Source organism: Tenacibaculum sp. TB-56 (genome assembly GCF_059716275.2).
The window spans coordinates 1149876-1174116 of the sequence record NZ_CM201367.1; the positions used below are offsets into that span (position 1 = coordinate 1149876).

Sequence of the window (24241 nt, forward strand, 5' to 3'; positions counted from 1 at the left end):
TATTGAAAGGGTTGTTTTTTAACTGCTTCTATAAGGTTAATTGTGTTGTTTAAACAATGATGTCAACAAATAAAACACAAATAGAAATTGTAAAGGTTAACTAATTCGTTGACAAAATCTTATATTTTGTTATGCGTATAAACACAGATGATTTAACACTAATTCGAAGCTATTTACAGAAATGACAACTCTTTTACTTTAAACAATTTCCTGTTTCAAAATCTTGTTTGGTAATTAATTTTTCGTTGATAGTATTAGTATCCCAATCTTGTGCAATCAACCATTGATTGTTTATTTTTTTCAACACCGCGTGAAACTTTCCATAAGAAATAGTCGGTTTTTTATCTTTTTCTGTAGAAATAATTCGGTAATAACCCACTTCATAACCTGTATCTTCCTTATAAATTCTTTGATCGAAACAAAAATCAATCTGTCGTTTTCTGTTAAATAGAAAAAAACAAAGAGTAGCTGCTAATTTCATTTTTTACCACAATTAAAATTTGCTCGACAACAAGTTAGTTATTTTTTTATACTTTTTTACAAAATGATAAGAAATGCCTATTCAATCTTTAAGCTTTGGTTTTACAAAGCTAAAAACCTCATAAAACGATTTTAAACAACGATAACAACACGATATAGGTATTTGTATTACTATTTTTTAAAAACGCCTTAAACCACCAATTAAATAATCGTGTTTTATTACTCGTTTTTATGTGAAATAAAATAACTATAAAAAAAAATAATACTTTGTTTTTAAGGAGAATTGTTAACTTTCGGCGAAAGTTGACGGGCTTTAAACTTACCTGTTGATAGTATTTATAAAAAATAAAATTATGTCGATATCAGATTTATATTCAAGCGGAAAACACAAACAAGAAATAGGGCATTTTGCCAGCATCGTAAAAATTGCTAAAGTTGATGGAATCATTTCTGAAGGTGAACAAGAATTATTAGATAGAGCTTCTAAAAAATTAAACATTAGTGAAGAAGAGTATACACTAATTTTAAAAACTCCTGAAAAATTTCCTGTAAACTCACCAGTAAGTTACGATGAGCGTATTGAACGTTTATATCTTTTAACTAAAATGATTTTTGCTGATGAAGAAGTAGCAAAAGAAGAAGTAGGTTTGCTACGTAAAATAGCATTGGCTTTAAATTTTACTTCTGAAAATGTTGAAAAAGTTTGTGATGAAGCCATCCATTTAGTTTTAAACGATAATGACTTAGATGACTTTACTACGGCCATTAAAAATGTTAATATCAATTAATTCAATTATACTAAAATCCTTTAAAACCAGTTATTACTCATAAACAAATCCTCCCAAATGAAATATAAAATATTATTCATAACTATCTTTACCTGTTTAACAACGGCTGTTTTTTCTCAAAACTTAAACGATTCTTGGCAAATAGGTATAGGAGCAGGAATAACAAAATTTAGTGAAAGCGATGCCGCTTTTATTGGCGATCAATACTTATTTCAAGTACCAACCTTAAGTTTAACTATGCCTATTGGCGATCGTTTTTCTTTAGATGGAGCTATGTCATTCAATACAATTGATGATATCGGTTTTATCTCTAATTCAGCGAAGTATTTTTCTATGGATGCTTCTTTTCGTTATAATTTTGATGCTGTATTAGATAAACTTGCTCCGTATGTTTTTGTTGGAGGAAGTTTAGTAGATTCTGATCGTAAAATGACTCCAACATTGAATATTGGTGGTGGTGGAATTTACTGGGTGAGTGATAAAGTAGGTATCAATCCTCAATTATATTACAAACACTCTTTTGAAGGATACGAAAGTATGCGTTCGCACATTCAAGGAACTTTAGGTGTTGTTTTCAAATTAAATTGGAATAATAGTGGCTCTTCAAGCAGTCGTAGTTCAGCGAAACATTTAGGAGGTTGTATGATTTAAACCTCAAAATAACACAAAAAAAAGCCGCTAATTAGCGGCTTTTTTTTGTTATGATAATGCGTTTATTGCATTTTGTATTCTTATAATAGTGGTTTCTTTACCAATCATTGTCATAATATCAAACAAGTCTGGTCCTGCTAACTTACCTACTAAACTTAAACGAAGTGGTTGCATTACTTTGCCAAAACCAATTTCTTTAGAAGTAATCCACCCTTTAATTTCTGTTTGAGCATTTTCAATTGAGAAATCTTCAATTTTAGAAATCACTTCGATTAACTCTTGCATTAAAGCTCCAGTTTCTGTTTTCCATTGTTTCTTTACTGCTTTCTCATCATATTCTGAAGGGTTTTCAAAGAAAAAGTTTGATAACTCCCAGAAATCTGCCACGAACGTAGCACGTTCTTTTATCAATCCAACTACTTTTTCAACAAAAGCTTCGTCCGTTTTAATTCCTTTTTCTTCAAGAATAGGTAAGTATAAATCGGTTAAAACTTTGTTTGATTTTTGTTGTAAATACTGTTGATTAAACCATTTGGTTTTATCTGGACTGAATTTCGCTCCTGATTTACTTACTCTACTTAAATCGAACGCTTCAACCAATTCTTCTAAACTGAACATTTCTTGTTCCGTTCCTGGATTCCATCCTAAGAAAGCTAACATATTAATGAAAGCATCTGCAAAATATCCGTCTTCTCTGTATCCACGAGAAACATCACCCGTTTCTTCATTTGTATATTCTAACGGGAAAACTGGGAAACCTAATTTATCACCATCACGCTTACTTAATTTTCCTTTTCCTACTGGTTTTAAAATTAACGGTAAGTGTGCAAATTTTGGTGCTTGCCAATCAAAAGCGCGGTATAATAATTCATGAAGTGGGAGAGAAGGTAACCATTCTTCACCACGAATTACGTGCGAAATTTCCATTAAATGATCATCAACAATATTTGCTAAGTGATAAGTTGGCATACCATCTGACTTAAACAAAACTTTATCATCTAAAGTATTTGTTTCAACTTTTATCGTACCACGAATTTCATCTTGTAAAATCAACGTTTCGTCTTGTGGTGTTTTAAAACGAATTACATATTTATCTCCAGCATTAATTTTAGCATCAACTTCTTCTTTAGACAGTACTAATGAATTTACCAATCTTCCTTTTTCACGATTGTGCCAGTTGTAAATAAATGTCTTTCCTTGCTCTTCATGATCTTTACGGTGTGCATCTAAATCTTCTGCAGTATCAAATGCATAGTAAGCCCACCCTTTTTCAATCAACTCATCAGCGTATTGTTTGTACAACTCTTTACGCTCTGACTGACGATATGGTCCGAATTTTTCGTTTTTCCCTGGACCTTCATCAAAAGGAATAGTACACCATTCTAACGAATTGATGATGTATTGTTCTGCATTGGCTACATAACGAGTTTGATCTGTATCTTCAATACGTAATACAAAAGTTCCGTTATGTTTTTTAGCAAATAAATAATTGAATAAAGCAGTTCTTACACCACCCATGTGTAACGGTCCTGTCGGACTCGGAGCAAAGCGTACTCTTACGTTCTCAGTCATTTTTTATTGATTTGAAAACGCAAAGATAGTTTTATGTTTAGAAATAGAAAAGAGAATCAAGTTCGCTTCGCAGAAAGAAAAAGAGATAATTATAAGCAGTCATCTAATTCTGTTAATTTGTTACTGCGTACAACCCGCTTTTAAAGCTTTTCAAGCGTTTTTACCCTAAAATAATATGTTTACACAAATCTTAACTTAAAATTCCTTATAAAACACGTATTTTTATAATTACTTATGGGAGAGTTTAGTAAAATACAGCAAAAGCTACAGCAATTCAGTAGAAAATACTACACCAATGAATTGATAAAAGGAAGCATTTTATTTGTTTCGTTAGGATTGATATATCTATTTTTCACCTTATTTATTGAATATTTTCTTTGGTTACAACCTACTGCTAGAACCATTTTATTTTGGTTGTTTATTACTGTTGAATTGTTTTTACTATTCCGTTTTATCTGTTTCCCTATTTTTAAAATTATAGGATTACAAAAAGGAATTTCTTTTGAAGAAGCTTCTAAAATTATTGGAAACCATTTTCCTGAAGTACAAGACAAATTATTAAACGTACTTCAATTGCAACAAACCAATCTGCAATCGGATTTATTAGCTGCAAGTATTGAGCAAAAATCGAAAGAACTGCAACCTATTTCTTTCAACAAAGCCATCGATTTTAGCAACAATAAAAAGTATTTGAAATATGTATTGATTCCTATTTTTATTTGGATGCTTTCTCTGCTTACAGGAACTTCTGAAAAGCTTTCTCAAAGTTTAAATCGTGTAGTGAATCATTCTGTTGCTTACAATCCTCCTGCGCCATTTTATTTCGATTTAACAGCTAAAGATTTGCGTGTAATTAAAGGAAAAGATATTACCATATATTTTCAAACGAAAGGGGAAGTTATTCCTAGTGAAGCAAAAATTCATTTTAACAATCAACAGTACTTTTTAGAAAATGAAGGAAACGGATTGTTCTCTTATACTTTTTCAGAAGTACAAGTACCTATTTCTTTTTTTGCTAGTGCAAACGGAATTAATTCACAAGAATATGAACTTACAATAATCAATACTCCTTCGATTCAAAACATTTCATTACACCTACAATATCCGTCGTACACAAAAAAAGGGAATGAGACTATTCATAATACAGGAAATTTAAATGTTCCACAAGGAACATTCATTACCTGGGGAATTAAAACTTCTGAAACCGATACAGTTACCTTCATTAATAAAGAAAAAAGAGAAATTTTTACACAAAAAGAAAACGATCAATTTGAATTAAAAAAACAACTGAATGAAAGTTTACACTATCAAATTTCCACATCTAATAAAAACCTAAAAGATTACGAACAATTACAGTTTTCAATTGATGTGATTAAAGATGAATATCCAACCATTTCTGTAAATTCAAACATCGATAGTATTACTCGAGGTAATGCTCAATTTGCGGGTCAAATTACCGATGATTATGGTTTTAAAAAACTAGAAATATTCTATTACGATAAAAACAATACTCAGATTATTCAGAGTAAATCATTAACCATTAATAAAGAAAATATACAAACTTTTTATTTTGAATTCCCTGGTAGTTTAGATTTACAAGAAGGGATAAATTATGAAATGTACTTTCAAGTGTACGATAACGACATTGTAAATGGCAGTAAAAAAGCCCTGAGTAAAAAGTTTAGTTATCGTCAAAAATCTGAAGAAGAAATAGAGGAGGAGCTATTATTAGAACAAAAAAACTACATTGAAAACATTAACAATTCTTTGGATCAACAGCAAAAAAGTAAAAAAGAATTAGAGAAAATACAGTTCGATTTACAGAATAAAAAGAACATCAACTGGAACGACCAGAAGAAGATTCAGAATTTGGTTAAGCGTCAAGAGCAGTATAAAGAAATGATGCGACGTCAAACGCAAAAATTACAAGAGAATTTCTCTGAAAAGAAAGAGGAAAACGAAACACTTCAAGAGAAAAAAGAAAACCTACAGAAGCGTATAGAAGAACTTAAAAAACTTGATAAGCAACAAAAGTTATTAGATGAGTTAAAGAAGTTGGCAGACAAACTAAATAAGGAAGAACTCATAAAAAAGACCAAAGAACTAGCTGAACAAAACAAACAACAAGAACGTAGTTTAGAACGTATTTTAGAAATGACAAAGCGTTTTTATGTTGAGCAAAAAATGTCTCAGTTAGCAAACAAGCTTGATGAATTATCAAAAAAACAAGAAGATTTAAGTAAGCAAAACACAACAAAAGAAAAGCAAAAAGAAATTAACACTGAATTTCAAAAAGCAAAAAAAGAATTAAATGAGCTTCATAAAGACAATGAAAATTTAAAACAACCCATGGAAATTCCTTCTATGGAAAATTTAGAAAAAGAAGCTCAAGAAGAACTTAATAAAGCTGATGAAAATTTAGAAAATAATCAGCAACAAAAAGCTAAAGAAAATCAGAAAAAAGCTTCTGATAAGATGCAGCAAATGAGTCAGAAAATGCAACAAGCAATGCAATCGATGAGTGCTGAAATGGAAGAGGAGAATATGGAAGGTTTACGTCAAATCTTAGAAAATCTAATTACGTTTTCTTTTGACCAAGAAGCACTGATGGATGAGTTTTCTTCAACCAACTCATCACATCCTAACTTTGGTAAAAACCTTCAAAAGCAGCACCAGCTTAAAACTTATTTTGAACACATAGATGATAGCTTATTTGTGCTTTCTATGCGTATACCAAGTATCTCATCTAAAGTACAAGATCAATTAGCACAAGCGCATTATAATTTAGATCAATCATTAGAAAACTTTGCAGATAATTATTTCCAGAATGGAATATCAAACCAACAGTATGTAATGACTTCTGCTAACACTTTAGCAGATATGTTAAGTAATACATTAGATGCTATGCAAAATCCAAAACCAGGGAATGGAAAGGGGAAAGGAAAAGGTAAATCGTTTAGCTTACCAGACATTATTCAACAACAAAATGTACTAATGGAAAAGATGAAAGAAGGTATACAAAAACAAAATCAAGGCAAACCTAAAGATGGTAAAGATGGACAAAAAGAAGGTGATGGTGAAGGCAAAAAAAACGACGATTTAGATGGTGAATTATATCAAATTTATAAAGAGCAATCTCAGTTAAGAGAACAATTAGAAAATGCTATTAAAGAAGGAAACGGAGAAAATAAGGAAGCTAAAAAAGCATTAAAAAAAATGGAACAACTAGAAAATGAGATTTTAGAAAAAGGTTTTACGCAAGAAAGTATTAATAGAATGCAGCAATTAAATTATGAATTGCTAAAACTAGACAAAGCTACCTTTGAACAAAACAGAGAAAAACAACGTAAATCGAACACCAATTTACAAGAGTTTAACAACAATACTAGCAAAGAACTAAAATTTAAAAAGTTGTTTTATAACCAAACAGAGATATTAAACAGACAATCATTACCTTTGCGCCAAAATTACAAAAAGAAAGTACAAGAGTACTTTAGTCTTCCGAAAGACAAAAAATAACGTATTAAAAAGCCTTAGATAATAGTAAATATTATAGCTTTTTAATTCACAGTTTAAGATTAAGAACATATAGTATTTAATATAAAGAAATGATTGCATTTAATTACGAAACCGAGTTTCAATTACACAATGAAGAAAACACATCTAAATGGATAGAAACGTGTATTGAAAAGGAAGGTTTTGAACTAGGAGAAATCAACTATATTTTTTGTGATGATGCTTATTTACACAAAATAAATGTTGAGTTTTTACAGCACGATACTTTAACCGATATCATCAGTTTCGATTATACGTTAGGTAAATTAGTAGGAGGTGATATTTTTATTTCTGTAGAAAGGGTTAAAGAAAATGCTAAAGAGTTTAATGTTTCTTTTGAAAACGAATTGCACCGCGTAATTATTCACGGTATTTTACACTATATGAAATACAAGGATAAGACAGAAGAAGAAAAAGAATTAATGCGTTCGAAAGAAAACGAATGTTTAGAAATTTTAGATAAAAATTAAAATCGTTCCACGTGGAACTGAATAAAAAAATGAGTTTATTTAATACAACATACGATGTAATTGTAGTAGGAGGTGGACATGCTGGTAGCGAAGCAGCAGCAGCAAGTGCAAATATGGGAGCACACACTTTGTTAATTACAATGAACTTACAAAACATTGCTCAAATGAGTTGTAATCCTGCTATGGGAGGGATTGCAAAAGGGCAAATAGTACGTGAAATTGATGCCCTTGGTGGTTATAGTGGTATTGTAACTGATAAGACTGCTATTCAATTTAAAATGCTTAATAAATCGAAAGGTCCTGCTATGTGGAGTCCGAGAGCACAATCGGATAGAATGCAATTTGCAGAGTGCTGGAGAACAATGTTAGAGCAAACAGAAAATTTAGATTTTTATCAAGATTCTGTTAACGGATTGTTGTTTGATGGAGATACTATCACAGGTGTAAAAACTGCTTTAGGTTTAGAAATAAAAGCTAAAACAGTAATCGTTACAGCAGGTACTTTTTTAAATGGATTAATTCATATTGGTGAAAAAACATTTGGTGGAGGTAGAGCAGGAGAAGGTGCTTCAACAGGTATTACTGAAGATTTAGTTACGAAAGGATTTGAAGCTGGTAGAATGAAAACAGGAACTCCTCCTCGAGTAGATGGACGCTCTTTAGATTATTCTAAAATGACCGAACAACCAGGAGATGATAATCCAGAAAAATTCTCGTATTTACCGGTTACAAAACCATTAACTAAACAACGTTCTTGTTATTTAACCTATACCAATCCTGAAGTACACGATTTACTTCGTGAAGGATTCGATCGTTCACCTATGTTTAACGGTAGAATTAAATCTACAGGACCACGTTATTGTCCTTCCGTAGAAGATAAAATCAATCGTTTTGCAGAGAAAGAACGTCACCAAGTTTTTGTAGAACCAGAAGGATGGAATACGGTAGAAATATATGTAAATGGATTCTCTACATCACTTCCAGAAGATATTCAAGACAAAGCTATACGTTCTATTCCTGGATTTGAAAATGTGAAATTTTTTAGATATGGATACGCAATCGAATACGATTATTTTCCACCAACACAATTAAAACATAACTTAGAAACGAAGTTAATTAACAACTTGTTTTTTGCAGGTCAAATAAACGGAACGACAGGTTATGAAGAAGCAGCTGCACAAGGTTTAATGGCAGGTGTAAATGCCGCTTTAAAAGTTCAAGAAAAAGAGCCTTTCATTTTAAAAAGAAGTGAAGCTTATATAGGTGTTTTAATTGATGATTTAATTACCAAAGGAACTGAAGAACCCTATCGTATGTTTACTTCGCGTGCTGAATACAGAACACTTTTAAGACAAGATAATGCTGATTTACGATTAACTGAAAAATCGTATAAATTAGGATTAGCTTCTCAAGAAAGAATGGATAGAGTAGAAGAGAAGAAAAACAAAACACAAAACCTTATCGATTTTATTAGTGATTTAAGCATTACAAAAGAAGAGATAAATCCGATTTTAGAAAGTAAAAATTTAGCAACAATTAATCAGTCAATGAAATTGTTTAAAATTGCTGCGAGACCTCAGTTAAGTTTTACTGATTTTAGATCAATAGATAAACTAGAAAACTATATTCAAGAGAATAATATTGATCAAGAAATTATTGAACAAGTAGAAATTCACTTAAAATATTCTGGCTATATAGAAAAAGAAAAAAGCAATGCTGATAAATTAAACAGATTAGAGAATGTTCCTATTCCTTCAACATTTGATTACAGCAAAGTAAAATCTTTATCATTTGAAGCTAGAGAAAAATTATCTAAAATACAACCTACATCCATTTCTCAAGCAAGTAGAATAAGTGGAGTATCACCAAGTGATATTTCAGTACTACTTGTATACATGGGAAGGTAACTTACCGTATTTAGAACCATAAAAAATAAAATGTTCCATGTGGAACGTTTTATTTTTTTATGTATAATTGTTTAACCAAAAACCAATGTTCCACATGGAACACTCAACACACATAAAATTTGATTACAGAAAAAGAGTTCTATAAGAACTTAAAACCTTTTTTAAACTGTATAGATTATACAGTTTCAGAGGAGAGTTATGAAGTAATGAAAAACGAAGCTTACGATATGCTTGTAACTTCTCCTGTTCCAAACAACTTAGATAAATATTATTTAAGTGAAAATTACATTTCACATACAGATAGTAAAAAATCTCTATTTGATAAAGTTTATCAGATAGTAAAAAACCATACCCTTAAGAAAAAACTTAAATTAATTAACTCATTTAAAACAGAAGGAAAAACTATTTTAGATGTAGGAGCGGGTACAGGTGATTTTTTAAAAGTATGTAAAAATGGTGGTTGGAAAATTACAGGTGTAGAACCATCAGATAAAGCTCGAGAATTTGCTGAAACTAAAAATATAATTTTACACGAAAATTTAACTCAAGTTGAAAACAAGCAATTTGATGTAATTACGCTTTGGCATGTTTTAGAACATATTCCTAATTTAGTTGAATATATTGAACAGTTAAAAAAATTGTTAAAGCCTAACGGAGTATTAATTATTGCTGTTCCTAATCATAAAAGTTACGATGCAAAATATTATAAAGAGTTTTGGGCAGCTTACGATGTTCCAAGACATTTGTGGCATTTTTCTAAAACAGCTATTTCAAAACTATTTTCTTTAGTTGATATGAATGTTGAAAAAATACTTCCAATGAAATTCGATTCATATTATGTTTCACTTCTATCAGAAAAATACAAAACAAAAAAATCACAACCCATAAAGGCATTTTTGGTTGGTTTACAATCAAATTTAAAAGCAAAAAGCAACGGAGAGTATTCTTCTTTGATTTACATCCTAAAAAACAAGTAAAACTTAATTTAAGGACAGTTATTTCTATTTAAAATAATAAAATATAGAAACACCTTAAGAAAAATAAAAAACCTCTTAAAATTGATTTTTTAAGAGGTTTTTTAATAAACTAAAATTATAAAATATTTAATTTATTATAAATTTTAACTATTTAATAAATACACTGCAAAAATGGCTATTAAAAAGTAAACTGCTAATGTCATTGCCCCTGCATAATCTTTTGCTAATCGTTGACCAATTAATAAAAAGATTAAAGTTAATGCACATAATTCTGCTCCAATTAAAGCATAGGTATTATTTCCTGTAGTTGCTAAATGGAAAATTCCTACAAACATTAAAGCACCTGCTAACAATTCTAAAACTAAAATAATAGCTAATAATAGTGGTACTGAATTTTTTAATGGTGAGTTTTGAAAATGATCTTTTATAAAAGATAAATTTCCTTTCCAATCACTTACCTTATCTATTCCAGATTGTAAAAAAGTAACGATTAAAAAAAGTAATAACAAGATTTCTGTTATGCTTTGTTGTATAAGTTCCATAAAGTTGATTTTTTACAAATATATATTTTAAAATGGACTGTAACAATTCAAAAAAAGTTCGTCATATAAATAGTATCTTTAACAAAAAAATTACTAACATTTAAAAATTAAAACTATGCTAAATTTGTTACCAGTATTACCTTACATACTTGCAGCTTTCTTTTTAATTGCAGCATCATTCTTTATAATTAAACAACAAACAGCTGCGATAATTGAACGTTTCGGACGTTTTCAAAGCATTCGTCATTCTGGTCCTCAATTTAAAATTCCATTAGTAGATAGAGTTGCAGGAAAATTAAGTTTAAAAATTCAGCAATTAGATGTAATAGTTGAAACAAAAACATTGGATGATGTATTTGTAAAATTAAAAGTATCTGTTCAATACAAAGTAATAAAAGATAAGGTATATGATGCTTTTTATAAGCTAGATTATCCGCACGATCAAATTACTTCGTATGTTTTTGATGTTGTTCGTGCAGAAGTACCTAAAATGCGCTTAGATGACGTATTTGTTAAGAAAGATGATATTGCAATTGCTGTAAAAACAGAATTAAACGACGCGATGATGGATTATGGTTATGATATTATAAAAACCTTAGTTACTGATATTGATCCTGACGCACAAGTAAAGGCTGCTATGAACCGTATTAATGCCGCAGATAGAGAAAAACAGCAGCGCAATATGAAGGTGATGCACAACGTATATTAATTGTTGAAAAAGCAAAAGCTGAGGCTGAGAGTAAGCGTTTACAAGGACAAGGTATTGCTGATCAACGTCGTGAAATTGCTCGTGGTTTAGAAGAATCTGTAGAGGTTTTAAACCGTGTAGGTATTAATAGTCAAGAAGCATCTGCTTTGATTGTAGTAACACAACATTATGATACCTTACAATCGTTAGGGGAAGAAACAAATAGTAACTTAATTTTATTACCTAATTCACCACAAGTAGGAAGTAATATGTTAAATGATATGGTAGCAAGCTTTACAGCTAGTAATCAAATTGGAGAGGCGATGAAAAAAGCACAAAAAGATAAAGACAACGAATAATTATGATATTATCTACCACACCATCGTTAGAAAATAAACCAGCTAAAGAATATTTAGGTATTGTTTCTGGTGAAACAATTATAGGTGCAAACGTTTTTAAAGACTTTTTTGCAAGTATTAGAGATATTGTAGGAGGTAGATCTGGTTCTTATGAAAAAGTGCTTAGAGAAGCGAAAGAAATAGCTATAAGAGAAATGACTGAAAGAGCTCAAAGACTAGGAGCTGATGCAATAGTTGGAATCGATTTAGATTACGAAACCGTTGGTGGAAGTGGAGGTATGTTAATGGTAACAGCCTCTGGAACCGCCATAAAACTATAAACAAATAAAAAACCGAAACGTAAATGTTTCGGTTTTTTTTATTGATAAATATATACTTATTTCTTGTCTTCTACTTTATCGGTAGTATCATCATCATTTTTGGTAGCATCTTTAAATTCTTTGATACCAGTACCCAATCCTCTCATTAATTCTGGAATTTTTCTACCTCCAAATAATAATAACACTAATGCAACGACAATAGCTATTTGCCAAGGTCCAATCATTCCTAAAAATATAGTAAGTAAATTCATTTTTATTAAATTTTGCGTTACAAAGATACAAAATTAACCTCTGTGTTCAATTACACCACCAATTACTTTTTTATCTCTAAAAACTTCTGGTTTTCCTTTGTAAAAAATAGAACCACCAAACGATACTTTTGCATCTAAAGTTTCACCTGCTTGTACTTCTACTTTAGATCCAGAACCTGCTTTAACAATAGTCATTTCTTCTACTGATAATTTATATCCGTGGTACATACCACCTAAATCTGCATCTACATTTTGGTTCTTTGTGCTTCCAGAAAGCCTAATAACAGCTCCTGAAGAGCTTTTTACCTTTAGGTGCTTAACCTTAACTGAAAGATTAATAAAAGCTCCCTCTTGAGCCTTTATTTCAACTTTTTGTTGATTAATATCTTTACCTGTTACAGTGGCACCTTCATTAGCATCAATTATATCAATATCTTCTTTGTAATACAAGGTTGCTTTCACTTTTCCGTTGGCAGTAGTTTCAGGAAATTTTAATAATACTTTTAACGTATATCCTTCAACTTTGATCTTTACTTTATCAGTTTTTTCACCAGTAACAACTATTTTAGATTCGTTAGATCTAACTAATTCTAAATCGATACCATTGTACACTTTTACTTGATAAAAGCTACCTAATTCTTTAGTCATCGTTGTTTGTGCTGACGCTATAACGGTCATCAAAAACAAACTTATGCATACTAAATTCTTCATAATAAATCCATTAGTTTATTGTCTTAAAACAATAATTATACCAATACAATAAAGACAAATATTGAAAATTATTGTTGAAAATAGTATTTTAATATGAAATCAAATTAAAATCAAGGTGTTTACGCTCTAAATCAGTGTGTTTCACTTTCACTACAACTTCATCACCTAATTGAATCATATTTTTAGTCGACTGACCAACCACAGCATATTGTTTTTCATCAAAAATGTAGTAATCATCTTTTATGTCTTTAATACGCACCATACCTTCACATTTGTTGGATTTTATCTCTACATAAATTCCCCATTCAGTTACACCAGAAACAACACCTTCAAATTCTTCATCTTTGTGATCTTGCATGTATTTAACTTGCATATACTTGATAGAATCTCTTTCGGCTTTAGAAGCTAATTCTTCCATTTTTGAAGAATGTTTACACTTTTCTTCATATACTTCAGCTTTTGGAGAATTACCACCATCTAAATAGTGCTGTAATAAACGATGCGTCATTACATCAGGATAACGACGAATTGGCGATGTGAAATGGCTATAATAATCAAAAGCTAATCCGTAGTGACCAATATTTTGTGTAGTATATTCTGCTTTACTCATCGAACGAATCGCTAAGGTTTCTACCATATTAGCTTCACCTTTTCCATGAACATCAGATAATAACTTGTTTAGACTATCCGAAGTTTTTTGTCGTGTTTCAGTATTGATTTTATAACCAAACTTACTCACAATATTCTGTAAAGAGGCTAATTTTTCAACATCTGGTTCGTCGTGTACACGATACACAAAGGTTTTATTACTTGGTTTTCCACCTGATAACCCTACAAATTCAGCTACTTTTTTATTCGCCAATAACATAAATTCTTCAATTAATTTATTAGCATCTTTTGCTTCTTTGAAGAATACGCCTGTAGGATTTGCATTTTCATCTAAATGAAACTTCACCTCAATTTTATCAAAAGAAATAGCTCCAGATTTCATGCGCTTTTTACGCATTTTCTTGGCTAATTCATCTAATTTGAGCGTAGCTTCAACAATAGTTTCATCAACTTCATAAGACTCACCAGTTAAGGAAACATCTTCTGGAATTATATTACCTTTTGTTTCTATTATTGCTTGTGCTTCTTCATAAGCAAAACGCTTATCAGAATAGGTAACCGTTCTTCCAAACCATTGGTTGACAACTTGCGCTTTTTCATTCATTTCAAACACAGCTGAAAACGTTAATTTTTCTTCATTTGGACGTAAAGAACAAACTCCGTTACTTAACATTTCTGGTAGCATTGGTACCACTCTATCAACTAAATATACTGATGTTGCTCGATCGTAAGCTTCATCATCTAAAATAGTTTTGGGTTGTACATAATGTGAAACATCTGCAATGTGAATACCTATTTCATAGTTTCCATTTTCTAGTTTGGTAAATGATAAAGCATCATCAAAATCTTTCGCATCTTTTGGGTCGATGGTAAACGTTAAATCACCACGCATATCTCTACGCTTCGCAATTTCTTCTTTCGTAATTTCTATTGGCAATTCTGAAGCTTCTTTTTCAACTTCATTAGGAAACTCATACGGTAAACCATATTCTAATAAAATAGAATGAATTTCTGTATCATGATCTCCAGGTTTACCAAGTACTTGCGTAATTTTTCCGAAGGGATTTTTAGAATTTTCCGGCCAATCAGTGATTTTCGCAACTACTTTATCTCCATCTTCAGCACCATTTAATTTACTCTGTGAAATAAAAATATCAGCGTACATTTTGTTACTGTCGGGTACTACAAATCCGAAGTTTTTATTCATTTGCAAAACCCCAACAAACTCAGTTTTTGCTCTGTCTATAATTTCAACAACATCTGCTTCTTGTTTGTTACTTCTGCGTTTATTGTATACATAGGCTTTAACAGTATCGTTATGTAAACCTTTACCTAAGTTTACAGAAGGTACAAATATGTCGTGTTCAAAATCGTCACAAATAAAGTAAGCATTTCCGTTAGATGTAACATCTAAGGTTCCTACATGATATTTTCGATCTTCATTAAGCTGAAATTTTCCTCTATCTACTTCTTTTATCTTTTTTTGAGATGTTAGCTCAGCTAATTTTTGAATAATTTGAGTTTTTCCATCGGTATCTGATATTCCCATTTTAGCAGCAATTTGTTTGTAATTGTACTTTTTATTGCTGTCTTCGTTAAGTACTTTGAAAATGTTTCGGGTAAGATCTTTAATTACCTTTCCCTTTTTTTTGTAGATTTTTTTCTTTCTAGTCATTAATCTTTCGTCTTATTTAATTTTCAACCAAAGTACGAATAAAAATAACGCTAATGATTTTAAATAACTGTTATAAATTCATTTTGTACATTTCAATTTTTATTTAAAAGTATGTATATGAGTGATTCATGGTTTGTAATTGTAAATCCAGTTGCAGGAAAAGGTAATTTTAATAAGATATGGAATACTATTCAACAAGAATTAACAACTCAAAAAATTCCTTTTAAATATGCACAAACTACACATACTAAACATGAAATAGCGTTAGTTCAAAATGCTATTAATGAAGGATTTAAAAAAATTATTTCGGTAGGTGGTGATGGTACTTTACATCATATTATTAACGGTATAATGTCTCAAAAAAACATTGATAGTCAAGAAATTACAGTAGCGGTTATTCCGTTAGGAACAGGGAATGATTGGATTAAAACCTATAATATTTCAAAAAATATAAAAGAAGCTATTAGTTATATTCAACAAGAAAAAACGATACATCAAGATATTGGTCTTTTAGAATTAAAAAACACCTCTTCGTACTTTTATAATGTAGCAGGAATAGGTTATGACGGATATGTTGTTAATAAATTGAATAAACTAAAAAGATTTGGACCTATTGCTTACTTATTAAGCGGAATAGCAGGTTTGTTACTTTATAAAAAAACTGAATTTACTATAGAAGTCAACAATCAAATTATTGAAACTAAATGCTTAATGACCTTATTCGGAATTTGTAAGTTTTCTGGAGGAGGAATGCAATTAACTGATTATAAAGCTAGTAGTAATGGTTTATTTGATATTACCATTGCTAAAAACTTCTCATTAATAGATTTATTATTGAATATTAAAAAGTTGTACAACGGTAAAATAGTAGAACATAAAAAGGTAGAAACACTCCTATCAAACTCACTGTTAATAACTCCAAAAAATACTACAGATATACCTTATATTGAGGCAGATGGCGAGTTAATAGGTCAAGGCTCAGTAAAAGTAACAATGTTTAAAAAAGCTATTAAAATCCTTATTCCGTAAAAAAGTTAAAAAAAACTTAAGAAAATTGTAACATATCTTAAATTTATACGTCTTTATAATAAAAGAAAGTCGTTATAAATGAAAAGCTTACGCAAAATAATAGCACTATTTATTTTCATATTTATTACAGGAATTATCGTTACTGTAGTAAGCATTAATACGACTTTAAACGAAAAAAATCCTACAGAAGTAGTAAAAGCAAAAGACTCTCTTTACCTTATAAAAGCTGCTAAAAAAGCCGTTTAATAGCAGAGCGATAGCCAAATAATATTCAATTACACACTTATCAGTACTTATAAACAATAGTAGCTTACACAGCTTAATTTTCGGAATTTTATCCTACAAACGAGAAAGAAAAGAATTCCTTCTCCCAGCTTTATTTCAATCAAAAGAAACTTAAGAAAGCTTTCTAAGTAAAGAATCACAAATAGGTAACAATTAAAATTGATCTTCAGAAAAAGAAAATCTAGAATTTCAAAAAAACTGTTATCAACATATAATATTATTAATAAAAAAGATTTTTAAAATTTAAAAAAAGAAATGATTGTTATTATAGCGTGTTAATATGTGGAATAAAAAGTGGATTTTATTTTTGGTGAAGTGACTTATTAAAATAAATAAACAAGTTATTAGCTGAATAAAATCTTTAAAATCAATTATAAAATAGAGTTATTAACAAAAGTTATAAACAGCAATTCACTAAATTTTATGAATAGTTAATTTATTTTTAAATGTAAAAAAAGGGTTAATTTTATGTTGATAAATGTTCATTAAAATCTCAAAAAAAAAGTTGCATAATTAATTCTTGTTCTTGTATTGTAAAAAATATCTAGAAAATCAAATTTTCTTTTCAGAATATACTATTAGTTCTTAACAATTAGATAACATAGTTTAACTCCTTAATTTTAAAGAGGTTATTAAGAATACTAAAAAAAGCATTGTTAATTACTGTTGATAACCGTGAATAACTGTATTTTTGTAACTCACAACTGAATTAAAATCAACAAATTATGACAATCGCTGTAGGAAATGACCATGCAGGTACCGAGTATAAGTTTGAAATTATTAAACTTTTAGAAGAATTAGGACATAAAGTAATCAACTTTGGTACAAATGATACTAATAGTATGGATTACCCAGATACCATTCATCCAACTGCAGAAGCTGTAGAGACAGGACAAGCAGAAATGGGAATTATTTTATGTGGAAGTGGTAACGGAGCGCAAATGACCGCTAATAAACACCAAGGAGTACGTGCCGCTTTATGTTGGAATAATGAATTGGTAGAATTAACACGTCAGCACAATGATGCTAATATCTTAACGATTCCAGCTCGTTTTGTATCGTTACAACAAGCTTTAGGTTTTGTAAAAATATTCTTATCAACTGAATTTGAAGGTGGGCGTCACGCTAACAGAGTAGAAAAAATAGCTTGCTGTTAATGAATATTACGATTAAAACATTTCAAGAATTAACAACTTCAGAATTGTATGAGCTTTTGCAATTACGTTCTGAAGTTTTTGTTGTTGAGCAAGATTGTGTGTATCAAGATATTGACGGAAAAGACTTAAAAGCATTGCATGTTTTAGGTGTAAAAGAAGGAAAAATAATAGCCTATACACGATTGTTTAACAGTGGTGAATATTTTGATACACCCAGTATTGGTAGGGTAGTAGTTAAGGAAAGTGAACGTAAATATGGGTACGGACACGATTTAATGAAAGCTTCTATACAAGCAATTGTTGATAACTACAATGAAACCACCATAACCATTTCTGCACAAACCTATTTACAAAAATTCTATGAATCTCACGGATTTAAACAAGTAGGTGAAGGTTATTTAGAAGATGGAATTCCGCATATAAGAATGGTGAGGAAGTAAATTTAGTTATCTTTCTCTTTCTTATTCATTTTATAAAGTAGATATCCAAAACCTACTAAAAAATGCAGTATAATAATTCCTGCTATGATGTATATAAATGTGTTTGAATTATTGTTCATAGTCATAAAATTACAACAATAATATTTTTTAAAAAGTAACTTAAGTTACAGTAACTCTCCAACCTCTTTAACCTCACCAACTTGCATATTTCCTAATAAAATATCACCTACACGAACACGAACTAAACGAAGAGTAGGAAATCCAACAGCCGAGGTCATTTTACGTACTTGCCTAAATTTTCCTTCGGTTAAGGTAACAGATATCCAAGGAGTAGGACCGTGACGAGCATCGCGAATTTTTTTAGAACGTTCTGGTAAATCAGGAGTGTCAATTAAGTCGACTTTACAAGGTTTAGTCATGTATTTTTTTCCTTCAAAACCAATTTCAACACCGTTTTGTAATTTTTCAATAGCTTCCGCAGTAATAGCACCATCTAATTGAACGTAATATTCTTTTTCAACTCCACCTCTGGTAGTAATAAAATCACTTACTTTTCCGTCAGTTGTCAATAATAATAAACCTTCCGATTTTACATCTAATCTACCAACAGCCATAGTTTTTTCAGGAAAATCATACAATTCTCCTAACAATTTGTGTTTACCTCCTTTTATTTGATTGGTTATAAATTGGGAAAGAAAACCATAAGGTTTGTAAATGATAAAGTGATGATGTTCTGACATCTGTTATTTTTAAAGAGTACAATATTACAAAATGTAACATAAAAAAGATGGGGAATTAAAGTTAGTTTTTCATAACTTAGCCATTCTTATATATTAAAATAATTAGCACGATTTATGGCAGCAGATAAAGAAAAAGAAGCGAAACTAAAAGCGCTTCAACTTACACTAGATAAGCTAGATAAGACCTATGGAAAAGGAACGGTAATGAAGTTAGGCGATAGCCAAGTAGAAGATGTAGATGCTATTTCATCGGGTTCTTTAGGCTTAGATTTAGCTTTAGGGGTTGGAGGTTATCCTCGCGGAAGAATTATTGAAATTTACGGACCAGAATCATCAGGTAAAACTACTTTAACGATACATGCAATTGCTGAAGCTCAAAAAGCTGGAGGTATTGCTGCTTTTATTGATGCAGAACATGCTTTCGACCGTTTTTATGCTGAAAGTTTAGGAGTTGATGTTGATAACTTAATTATCTCTCAACCAGATCATGGAGAGCAAGCTTTAGAAATTGCTGATAACTTAATTCGTTCAGGAGCTATTGATATTGTAGTGATTGACTCTGTAGCTGCCTTAACACCAAAATCTGAGATTGAAGGTGAAATGGGAGATTCTAAAATGGGATTACATGCACGTTTAATGTCGCAAGCTTTACGTAAGTTAACAGGAACAATTAGTAAAACCAACTGTACGGTATTTTTCATTAACCAATTACGTGAAAAAATTGGTGTAATGTTCGGTAATCCTGAAACTACAACGGGTGGTAATGCATTAAAATTCTACGCATCGGTTCGTTTAGATATTCGTAAGAGAACTCAAATTAAAGATGGCGACAAGGTAATTGGTAACAGTACGAAAGTTAAAATTGTAAAAAATAAAGTAGCTCCACCATTCCAACAAGCAGAATTTGATATTATGTATGGAGAAGGAATCTCAAAAGTTGGTGAAGTTTTAGATATTGGTGTAGAGTACGGAATTATAAAGAAAAGTGGTTCTTGGTTTAGTTACGGAGACACAAAATTAGGTCAGGGTAGAGATGCTGTAAAAGGAGTTATTAAAGACAATCCTGAATTAATGGACGAACTAGAAAATAAAATTAAAGAAGCTATTGAAAATCAAGAATAAGTAATTTAAATTCAAAGTTCAAACTATTACTATTTAAAAAGCTGTTCTTGTTAAAGAACAGCTTTTTTATTTCAAAAATTTTAAATAGTAAAAAATATTTTAAACTCCTGTACTACCAAAACCACCAGCACCACGTTCAGTTTCGTTTAAAACTTCTACTTCTTGCCAGTTTACACGTTCGTGTTTTGCAATAACTAATTGAGCAATTCGCTCACCATCGTTTACTACAAAATCTTCGTTAGATAAGTTTACTAAAATCACTCCAATTTCACCACGATAATCAGCATCAACTGTACCAGGAGAATTTAATACGGTAATTCCTTTTTTAGCTGCGAGTCCACTACGCGGACGAACTTGAGCTTCATATCCAACAGGAAGCGCAATAAATAACCCAGTTTTAATAATCGCTCTTTCTAAAGGTTTTAAAATAATTGTTTCGTTTATATTAGCACGTAAATCCATTCCTGCAGAACCTTCGGTTTCATAAGCTGGAGTTTGATGTTTGGATTTGTTTATGATTTGTACGTTCATATTTTTCAATAATTTTTAAAATTCAAATATAATAAGGTTTAAGATTAGAGAGTAGTTTATAGATTTCTTAATTTTGTATAACAAACAAATACTACTTATGAGCAATCAAACAAAAATAGCTGTATTAGGAGGAGGAAGTTGGGCAACTGCTATTGTTAAAATGTTATCCGAAAATTTAGAAACGATTGGTTGGTATATGCGTAGTGTGTATGCTATTGAACATATAAAACGCAACAAACACAATCCTAATTATTTAAGTTCTGCAGAACTGCATCCAGAACAACTCGATTTGTCTGATGATATGAATTATATTGTTGAAAATTATGATGTGTTAATTTTTGCCGTTCCATCAGCATTTTTAAACAAAGAGTTAGAAAAATTGACTGTTTCGTTAGAAAATAAAGTTGTGTTTTCTGCAATTAAAGGTATTGTTCCAGAATCTGGGTTGATTGTTGGCGAGTATTTTCATGAAAGCTACAATGTTCCGTATGAAAATATAGGAGTAATTACAGGTCCTTGCCATGCCGAAGAAGTAGCGATGGAACGTTTATCATATTTAACATTGGCTTGCCAAGATCAAGAAAAGGCTAAAGAATTAAGTAAATCGATAGCAGGCCGTTATATAAAAACAAAAATTTCCGACGATATTATAGGTACTGAATATGCAGCAATGCTAAAAAATATTTATGCTATTGCCGCAGGAATAGCTCATGGTTTAGGCTATGGAGATAATTTTCAAGCAGTATTAATGAGTAACGGAATTCGTGAAATGAAACGCTTTATTAAAAAGGTTCATAAAATGAAGCGAAATATTAACAATTCGGCATATTTAGGTGATTTGTTAGTTACAGGATATTCTACATTTAGTAGAAATAGAATGTTTGGAAATATGATAGGTAAAGGCTATACGGTAAAATCTGCGATGTTAGAAATGAGTATGGTTGCAGAAGGATATTATGCCACTAAAAGTGCTTACGAAATTAATCAAAATAACGGTGCAAAAACTCCAATTATAAACGCTGTATATAATGTCTTATATGACAAAAAAGAAGCGAAAGATGAGTTTTTAAAGTTAACAAATAGATTAGATTAGTTGTTTGCATTTGTACAAATAATCCTTCTTAAAATGAATTAAGAAGCCTCATCAATCACTTCTATAATTGAGTTGTTTGTAGGTTTTGTATAGAAAAATAATAACAAATTTAATTTAAAAATCTGATTAGTAAATATTTTTGTTAAATTTTTGATGAAAAATAAGTAGTGGTATAAAATTACTGATTATTATATTTTTATTACTTTTAGTTTAAAACTAAACAATTATGAAATGAGCCATAACAAATCTTACCATCCTTTTAAAAAAGATTATTGGCGAATTACATCTGACTATAAAAAAAATAAAAATTAACAGATGAAAACAATTCAAGAAGCTGTTGAAATTACCATCAGAAAAACGCCTTTTATAGAAGAGGCTTTAAATGAAAAGTTGATAAATGTATCTTCATTGGCAAGAGAAATCTTACCTGAAGTTTCAAAGCTTTTAAAGAAAGATATAAAAGTTGGTGCGGTAATGATGGCAATTAATAGGCTATCACCAGCGAATGAATTGAGAGTTCGTAAAAATATTAAGCGACTTGCCTTAAATTTAGGTGATGTAATTGTACGTTCTGATTTATGCGACTTTACATTTAAAAATACCACTTCATTACTTAGAGAAATTGCTAAAATTTTAAGCAAGTCTGCTGATAGTAATGACTATTTCTTAACTGTTTCACAAGGAATTTTTGAAACCAACATTGTTACCAGTAAAAATTTACAGCCATTTGTTGAAGAAATTTTTAAGAAAGAAACATTAATTAATAATGTGAACGATTTAGCATCAATCACGTTAAAGCTTCCAAAAGATAACTTAGATCAATCAGGAATTTATTACTTTATTTTAAAGCAATTTGCTTGGGCAAATATTGCTGTACAAGAGGTAATATCTACTACTCATGAAATGACCATCGTGGTAAAAGAACGCGATGTAAATGAAACATTTGCCATTTTAATGGATTTGAAATTGAATTAATCCATGCAGAAAAAAGATCCCTATGCTTCCCTCAGAATTAAAGAATTCAACATTTTTCTTTTAGTTCGCTTTGCTTTGGTATTTGCTTGGTCTATGCAATTTATCATTATCGAGTGGCAAGTGTATAGTATTACAAAAAATCCATTATCATTAGGTATCATTGGGTTGATGGAAGTAATTCCTGCAGTTTCTATGGCATTGTTTGCAGGGCATATTGTTGATCAAAAAGAGAAACGAAACTTACTTGCTTTGTGTATCGGATTGTTTTCGCTCATAAGTTTAGGTTTATTCTTTTTAACTCTACCTAGTTTTGTTGAAGGATGGGAGCAAAACACTATTCTCTATGCTATTTATGCATTGGTATTTTTTGGCGGATTGTTACGCTCGTTTTTCGGACCAACGATTTTTTCACTAATCGCCTTAATCGTTCCTAAAAAATTATACCCAAATGCAGCAACATGGAGTAGTTCTACGTGGCAAATAGCTTCGGTATTAGGTCCTGCTTTTGCAGGTTTAACCATTTCTTGGATTGGAGTACATTGGTCGTTGTGCATTGTTTTCGGACTGGTTTCTGTATCATTTTTAACTGTATTCTTTATCAAAAAGAAACCAATTTTAAACCCGAAGATTGGCGAACCTGTCATGAAAAGTTTAAAAGAAGGAGTGCGTTTTGTGTATAAGACAAAAGCGATTTTAGGAGCCATTACGTTAGATATGATTTCGGTATTGTTTGGCGGAGCTGTAGCCTTGTTACCTGTATACGCACAAGATATTTTAAAAGTAGGTCCTGAAGGATTTGGGGTTTTACGTGCTGCACCTGCTGTAGGAGCGTTTTTAACGATGTTAATAACTGCTTATATACCTATCAGTAGAAATGCTGGAATGAAGCTCTTAGCAGCTATTTTTGGTTTTGGAGTTTGTATTATAGTTTTTGGACTATCTTCTGTTTTTTGGATTTCAATCGTAGCACTGTTTTTTAGTGGAGTTACCGATGGGGTTTCAATGGTTATTCGTCAAACGATTTTACAATTAAAAACACCCGATCACATGCGTGGTAGAGTAGCCTCGGTAAACTCTATGTTTGTTGGGTCTTCTAACGAATTAGGTGCTTTTGAAAGTGGTGTAACAGCAAAGTTAATGGGAACGGTAACCGCTGTAGTTTTTGGTGGAACTATGACCTTAATTACGGTAGTAACTACAGGAATAGTAAATCCAACACTTCGAAAATTAGATTTGACGAAAGATTTGGAAGCGCATGAGAAAATAGAGTAATAATAGCTTTTACTTACATAAATTAAAAAACGCCCAGAAACT

General features: G+C 30.7%; 23 protein-coding genes and 1 pseudogene. 16 read left to right on the forward strand and 8 right to left on the reverse strand.

Features of this window, described 5'->3' with window-relative positions:
* Positions 1-193 precede the first annotated feature (193 nt).
* The gene (locus tag AC3VI6_RS05540; protein WP_497705448.1) at positions 194-481 is read right to left on the reverse strand and encodes a hypothetical protein; all 288 of its coding nucleotides are present in this window, start codon (positions 479-481) and stop codon (positions 194-196) included.
* A 352-nt stretch (positions 482-833) separates the two neighbouring features.
* Between AC3VI6_RS05540 and AC3VI6_RS05545 the strand changes: the two genes are divergently transcribed.
* Together AC3VI6_RS05545 and AC3VI6_RS05550 are read left to right on the forward strand one after the other, a co-directional pair.
* Complete coding sequence (locus AC3VI6_RS05545; RefSeq protein ID WP_299001038.1) at positions 834-1268, forward strand: tellurite resistance TerB family protein; 435 nt, start codon at positions 834-836, stop codon at positions 1266-1268.
* Positions 1269-1325: 57 nt separating this feature from the next.
* Positions 1326-1919, forward strand: a complete 594-nt coding sequence (locus tag AC3VI6_RS05550; RefSeq protein ID WP_497705449.1) for a hypothetical protein — start codon at positions 1326-1328, stop codon at positions 1917-1919.
* Between the two features lie 48 nt (positions 1920-1967).
* Here AC3VI6_RS05550 and gltX read toward each other — a convergent pair whose 3' ends face one another.
* Entirely contained in the window at positions 1968-3491 is a 1524-nt protein-coding gene (gene gltX / locus AC3VI6_RS05555) for a glutamate--tRNA ligase (protein ID WP_497705450.1), read from the reverse strand.
* A 234-nt stretch (positions 3492-3725) separates the two neighbouring features.
* On the opposite strand from gltX, the gene AC3VI6_RS05560 reads away from it, so the two are divergent.
* The 4 genes from AC3VI6_RS05560 (at position 3726) to AC3VI6_RS05575 (ending at position 10400) form a co-directional block, all read left to right on the forward strand.
* Positions 3726-7010, forward strand: coding sequence for a DUF4175 family protein (locus AC3VI6_RS05560; protein ID WP_497705451.1), 3285 nt, complete (start codon positions 3726-3728; stop codon positions 7008-7010).
* Between the two features lie 89 nt (positions 7011-7099).
* Positions 7100-7516, forward strand: a complete 417-nt coding sequence (gene ybeY, locus AC3VI6_RS05565; RefSeq protein WP_435253929.1) for an rRNA maturation RNase YbeY — start codon at positions 7100-7102, stop codon at positions 7514-7516.
* 29 nt (positions 7517-7545) lie between these two features.
* Positions 7546-9423, forward strand: coding sequence for a tRNA uridine-5-carboxymethylaminomethyl(34) synthesis enzyme MnmG (gene mnmG, locus AC3VI6_RS05570; protein ID WP_497705452.1), 1878 nt, complete (start codon positions 7546-7548; stop codon positions 9421-9423).
* Between the two features lie 119 nt (positions 9424-9542).
* A complete protein-coding gene (locus tag AC3VI6_RS05575) occupies positions 9543-10400 on the forward strand; it encodes a class I SAM-dependent methyltransferase (protein ID WP_497705453.1) in 858 nt (285 codons plus the stop codon).
* Positions 10401-10543: 143 nt separating this feature from the next.
* Here the strand turns inward: AC3VI6_RS05575 and AC3VI6_RS05580 are convergent, their stop codons facing one another.
* Positions 10544-10942, reverse strand: coding sequence for a DoxX family membrane protein (locus AC3VI6_RS05580; protein WP_274634085.1), 399 nt, complete (start codon positions 10940-10942; stop codon positions 10544-10546).
* Between the two features lie 115 nt (positions 10943-11057).
* On the opposite strand from AC3VI6_RS05580, the pseudogene AC3VI6_RS05585 reads away from it, so the two are divergent.
* Together AC3VI6_RS05585 and AC3VI6_RS05590 are read left to right on the forward strand one after the other, a co-directional pair.
* A pseudogene (locus AC3VI6_RS05585) lies at positions 11058-11989 on the forward strand (SPFH domain-containing protein).
* 2 nt (positions 11990-11991) lie between these two features.
* Entirely contained in the window at positions 11992-12309 is a 318-nt protein-coding gene (locus AC3VI6_RS05590) for a heavy metal-binding domain-containing protein (protein ID WP_497705454.1), read from the forward strand.
* Between the two features lie 56 nt (positions 12310-12365).
* On the opposite strand, the gene AC3VI6_RS05595 is transcribed toward AC3VI6_RS05590, so the two are convergent.
* The 3 genes from AC3VI6_RS05595 to rnr all read right to left on the reverse strand — a co-directional run bounded on the left by AC3VI6_RS05595 (position 12366) and on the right by rnr (position 15555).
* Positions 12366-12560, reverse strand: a complete 195-nt coding sequence (locus tag AC3VI6_RS05595) for a Sec-independent protein translocase subunit TatA/TatB (RefSeq protein WP_435253934.1) — start codon at positions 12558-12560, stop codon at positions 12366-12368.
* Positions 12561-12593: 33 nt separating this feature from the next.
* Entirely contained in the window at positions 12594-13238 is a 645-nt protein-coding gene (locus tag AC3VI6_RS05600; protein ID WP_497705455.1) for a head GIN domain-containing protein, read from the reverse strand.
* Between the two features lie 121 nt (positions 13239-13359).
* Positions 13360-15555 carry a ribonuclease R gene (gene rnr / locus AC3VI6_RS05605; protein WP_497705456.1) on the reverse strand — a complete coding sequence of 732 codons (2196 nt, stop codon included), beginning with the start codon at positions 15553-15555 and terminating at the stop codon, positions 13360-13362.
* Positions 15556-15672: 117 nt separating this feature from the next.
* Here rnr and AC3VI6_RS05610 point away from each other — a divergent pair, with 117 nt between their 5' ends.
* From AC3VI6_RS05610 to AC3VI6_RS05625, 4 genes are all read left to right on the forward strand, one after another.
* Complete coding sequence (locus AC3VI6_RS05610; RefSeq protein WP_497705457.1) at positions 15673-16584, forward strand: diacylglycerol/lipid kinase family protein; 912 nt, start codon at positions 15673-15675, stop codon at positions 16582-16584.
* 78 nt (positions 16585-16662) lie between these two features.
* Positions 16663-16830 (forward strand): hypothetical protein, encoded by a 168-nt coding sequence (locus AC3VI6_RS05615; RefSeq protein WP_299001064.1) that lies wholly within the window; start codon positions 16663-16665, stop codon positions 16828-16830.
* A 764-nt stretch (positions 16831-17594) separates the two neighbouring features.
* Positions 17595-18026, forward strand: a complete 432-nt coding sequence (gene rpiB / locus AC3VI6_RS05620) for a ribose 5-phosphate isomerase B (RefSeq protein ID WP_497705458.1) — start codon at positions 17595-17597, stop codon at positions 18024-18026.
* Positions 18026-18466 (forward strand): GNAT family N-acetyltransferase, encoded by a 441-nt coding sequence (locus tag AC3VI6_RS05625; protein WP_497705459.1) that lies wholly within the window; start codon positions 18026-18028, stop codon positions 18464-18466. Before rpiB ends, AC3VI6_RS05625 begins: the two co-directional genes overlap by 1 nt.
* Positions 18467-18630: 164 nt before the next feature.
* Here AC3VI6_RS05625 and AC3VI6_RS05630 read toward each other — a convergent pair whose 3' ends face one another.
* Positions 18631-19206, reverse strand: a complete 576-nt coding sequence (locus AC3VI6_RS05630; RefSeq protein WP_497705460.1) for a pseudouridine synthase — start codon at positions 19204-19206, stop codon at positions 18631-18633.
* A gap of 114 nt (positions 19207-19320) precedes the next feature.
* Between AC3VI6_RS05630 and recA the strand changes: the two genes are divergently transcribed.
* Positions 19321-20328 carry a recombinase RecA gene (gene recA, locus AC3VI6_RS05635; protein ID WP_028891613.1) on the forward strand — a complete coding sequence of 336 codons (1008 nt, stop codon included), beginning with the start codon at positions 19321-19323 and terminating at the stop codon, positions 20326-20328.
* A gap of 99 nt (positions 20329-20427) precedes the next feature.
* Here recA and dut read toward each other — a convergent pair whose 3' ends face one another.
* Positions 20428-20859: a dUTP diphosphatase gene (gene dut, locus AC3VI6_RS05640; protein ID WP_497705461.1), complete on the reverse strand. Its 432-nt coding sequence runs from the start codon at positions 20857-20859 to the stop codon at positions 20428-20430.
* Between the two features lie 97 nt (positions 20860-20956).
* On the opposite strand from dut, the gene AC3VI6_RS05645 reads away from it, so the two are divergent.
* The 3 genes from AC3VI6_RS05645 (at position 20957) to AC3VI6_RS05655 (ending at position 24199) form a co-directional block, all read left to right on the forward strand.
* Complete coding sequence (locus tag AC3VI6_RS05645) at positions 20957-21952, forward strand: NAD(P)H-dependent glycerol-3-phosphate dehydrogenase (protein ID WP_497705462.1); 996 nt, start codon at positions 20957-20959, stop codon at positions 21950-21952.
* 315 nt (positions 21953-22267) lie between these two features.
* Positions 22268-22927: a hypothetical protein gene (locus AC3VI6_RS05650; protein WP_274634097.1), complete on the forward strand. Its 660-nt coding sequence runs from the start codon at positions 22268-22270 to the stop codon at positions 22925-22927.
* Positions 22928-22930: 3 nt separating this feature from the next.
* Entirely contained in the window at positions 22931-24199 is a 1269-nt protein-coding gene (locus AC3VI6_RS05655; protein WP_497705463.1) for an MFS transporter, read from the forward strand.
* Positions 24200-24241 lie beyond the last annotated feature (42 nt).

What these genes read in the sequence shown, in the direction of transcription:
- AC3VI6_RS05540 (WP_497705448.1), bottom strand. Translation starts at nt 481, where the DNA reads ATGAAATTAGCAGCTACTCTTTGTTTTTTTCTATTTAACAGAAAACGA.
- AC3VI6_RS05545 (WP_299001038.1), top strand. Translation starts at nt 834, where the DNA reads ATGTCGATATCAGATTTATATTCAAGCGGAAAACACAAACAAGAAATA.
- AC3VI6_RS05550 (WP_497705449.1), top strand. Translation starts at nt 1,326, where the DNA reads ATGAAATATAAAATATTATTCATAACTATCTTTACCTGTTTAACAACG.
- gltX (WP_497705450.1), bottom strand. Translation starts at nt 3,491, where the DNA reads ATGACTGAGAACGTAAGAGTACGCTTTGCTCCGAGTCCGACAGGACCG.
- AC3VI6_RS05560 (WP_497705451.1), top strand. Translation starts at nt 3,726, where the DNA reads ATGGGAGAGTTTAGTAAAATACAGCAAAAGCTACAGCAATTCAGTAGA.
- ybeY (WP_435253929.1), top strand. Translation starts at nt 7,100, where the DNA reads ATGATTGCATTTAATTACGAAACCGAGTTTCAATTACACAATGAAGAA.
- mnmG (WP_497705452.1), top strand. Translation starts at nt 7,546, where the DNA reads ATGAGTTTATTTAATACAACATACGATGTAATTGTAGTAGGAGGTGGA.
- AC3VI6_RS05580 (WP_274634085.1), bottom strand. Translation starts at nt 10,942, where the DNA reads ATGGAACTTATACAACAAAGCATAACAGAAATCTTGTTATTACTTTTT.
- AC3VI6_RS05590 (WP_497705454.1), top strand. Translation starts at nt 11,992, where the DNA reads ATGATATTATCTACCACACCATCGTTAGAAAATAAACCAGCTAAAGAA.
- AC3VI6_RS05595 (WP_435253934.1), bottom strand. Translation starts at nt 12,560, where the DNA reads ATGAATTTACTTACTATATTTTTAGGAATGATTGGACCTTGGCAAATA.
- AC3VI6_RS05600 (WP_497705455.1), bottom strand. Translation starts at nt 13,238, where the DNA reads ATGACCGTTATAGCGTCAGCACAAACAACGATGACTAAAGAATTAGGT.
- rnr (WP_497705456.1), bottom strand. Translation starts at nt 15,555, where the DNA reads ATGACTAGAAAGAAAAAAATCTACAAAAAAAAGGGAAAGGTAATTAAA.
- AC3VI6_RS05610 (WP_497705457.1), top strand. Translation starts at nt 15,673, where the DNA reads ATGAGTGATTCATGGTTTGTAATTGTAAATCCAGTTGCAGGAAAAGGT.
- AC3VI6_RS05615 (WP_299001064.1), top strand. Translation starts at nt 16,663, where the DNA reads ATGAAAAGCTTACGCAAAATAATAGCACTATTTATTTTCATATTTATT.
- rpiB (WP_497705458.1), top strand. Translation starts at nt 17,595, where the DNA reads ATGACAATCGCTGTAGGAAATGACCATGCAGGTACCGAGTATAAGTTT.
- AC3VI6_RS05625 (WP_497705459.1), top strand. Translation starts at nt 18,026, where the DNA reads ATGAATATTACGATTAAAACATTTCAAGAATTAACAACTTCAGAATTG.
- AC3VI6_RS05630 (WP_497705460.1), bottom strand. Translation starts at nt 19,206, where the DNA reads ATGTCAGAACATCATCACTTTATCATTTACAAACCTTATGGTTTTCTT.
- recA (WP_028891613.1), top strand. Translation starts at nt 19,321, where the DNA reads ATGGCAGCAGATAAAGAAAAAGAAGCGAAACTAAAAGCGCTTCAACTT.
- dut (WP_497705461.1), bottom strand. Translation starts at nt 20,859, where the DNA reads ATGAACGTACAAATCATAAACAAATCCAAACATCAAACTCCAGCTTAT.
- AC3VI6_RS05645 (WP_497705462.1), top strand. Translation starts at nt 20,957, where the DNA reads ATGAGCAATCAAACAAAAATAGCTGTATTAGGAGGAGGAAGTTGGGCA.
- AC3VI6_RS05650 (WP_274634097.1), top strand. Translation starts at nt 22,268, where the DNA reads ATGAAAACAATTCAAGAAGCTGTTGAAATTACCATCAGAAAAACGCCT.
- AC3VI6_RS05655 (WP_497705463.1), top strand. Translation starts at nt 22,931, where the DNA reads ATGCAGAAAAAAGATCCCTATGCTTCCCTCAGAATTAAAGAATTCAAC.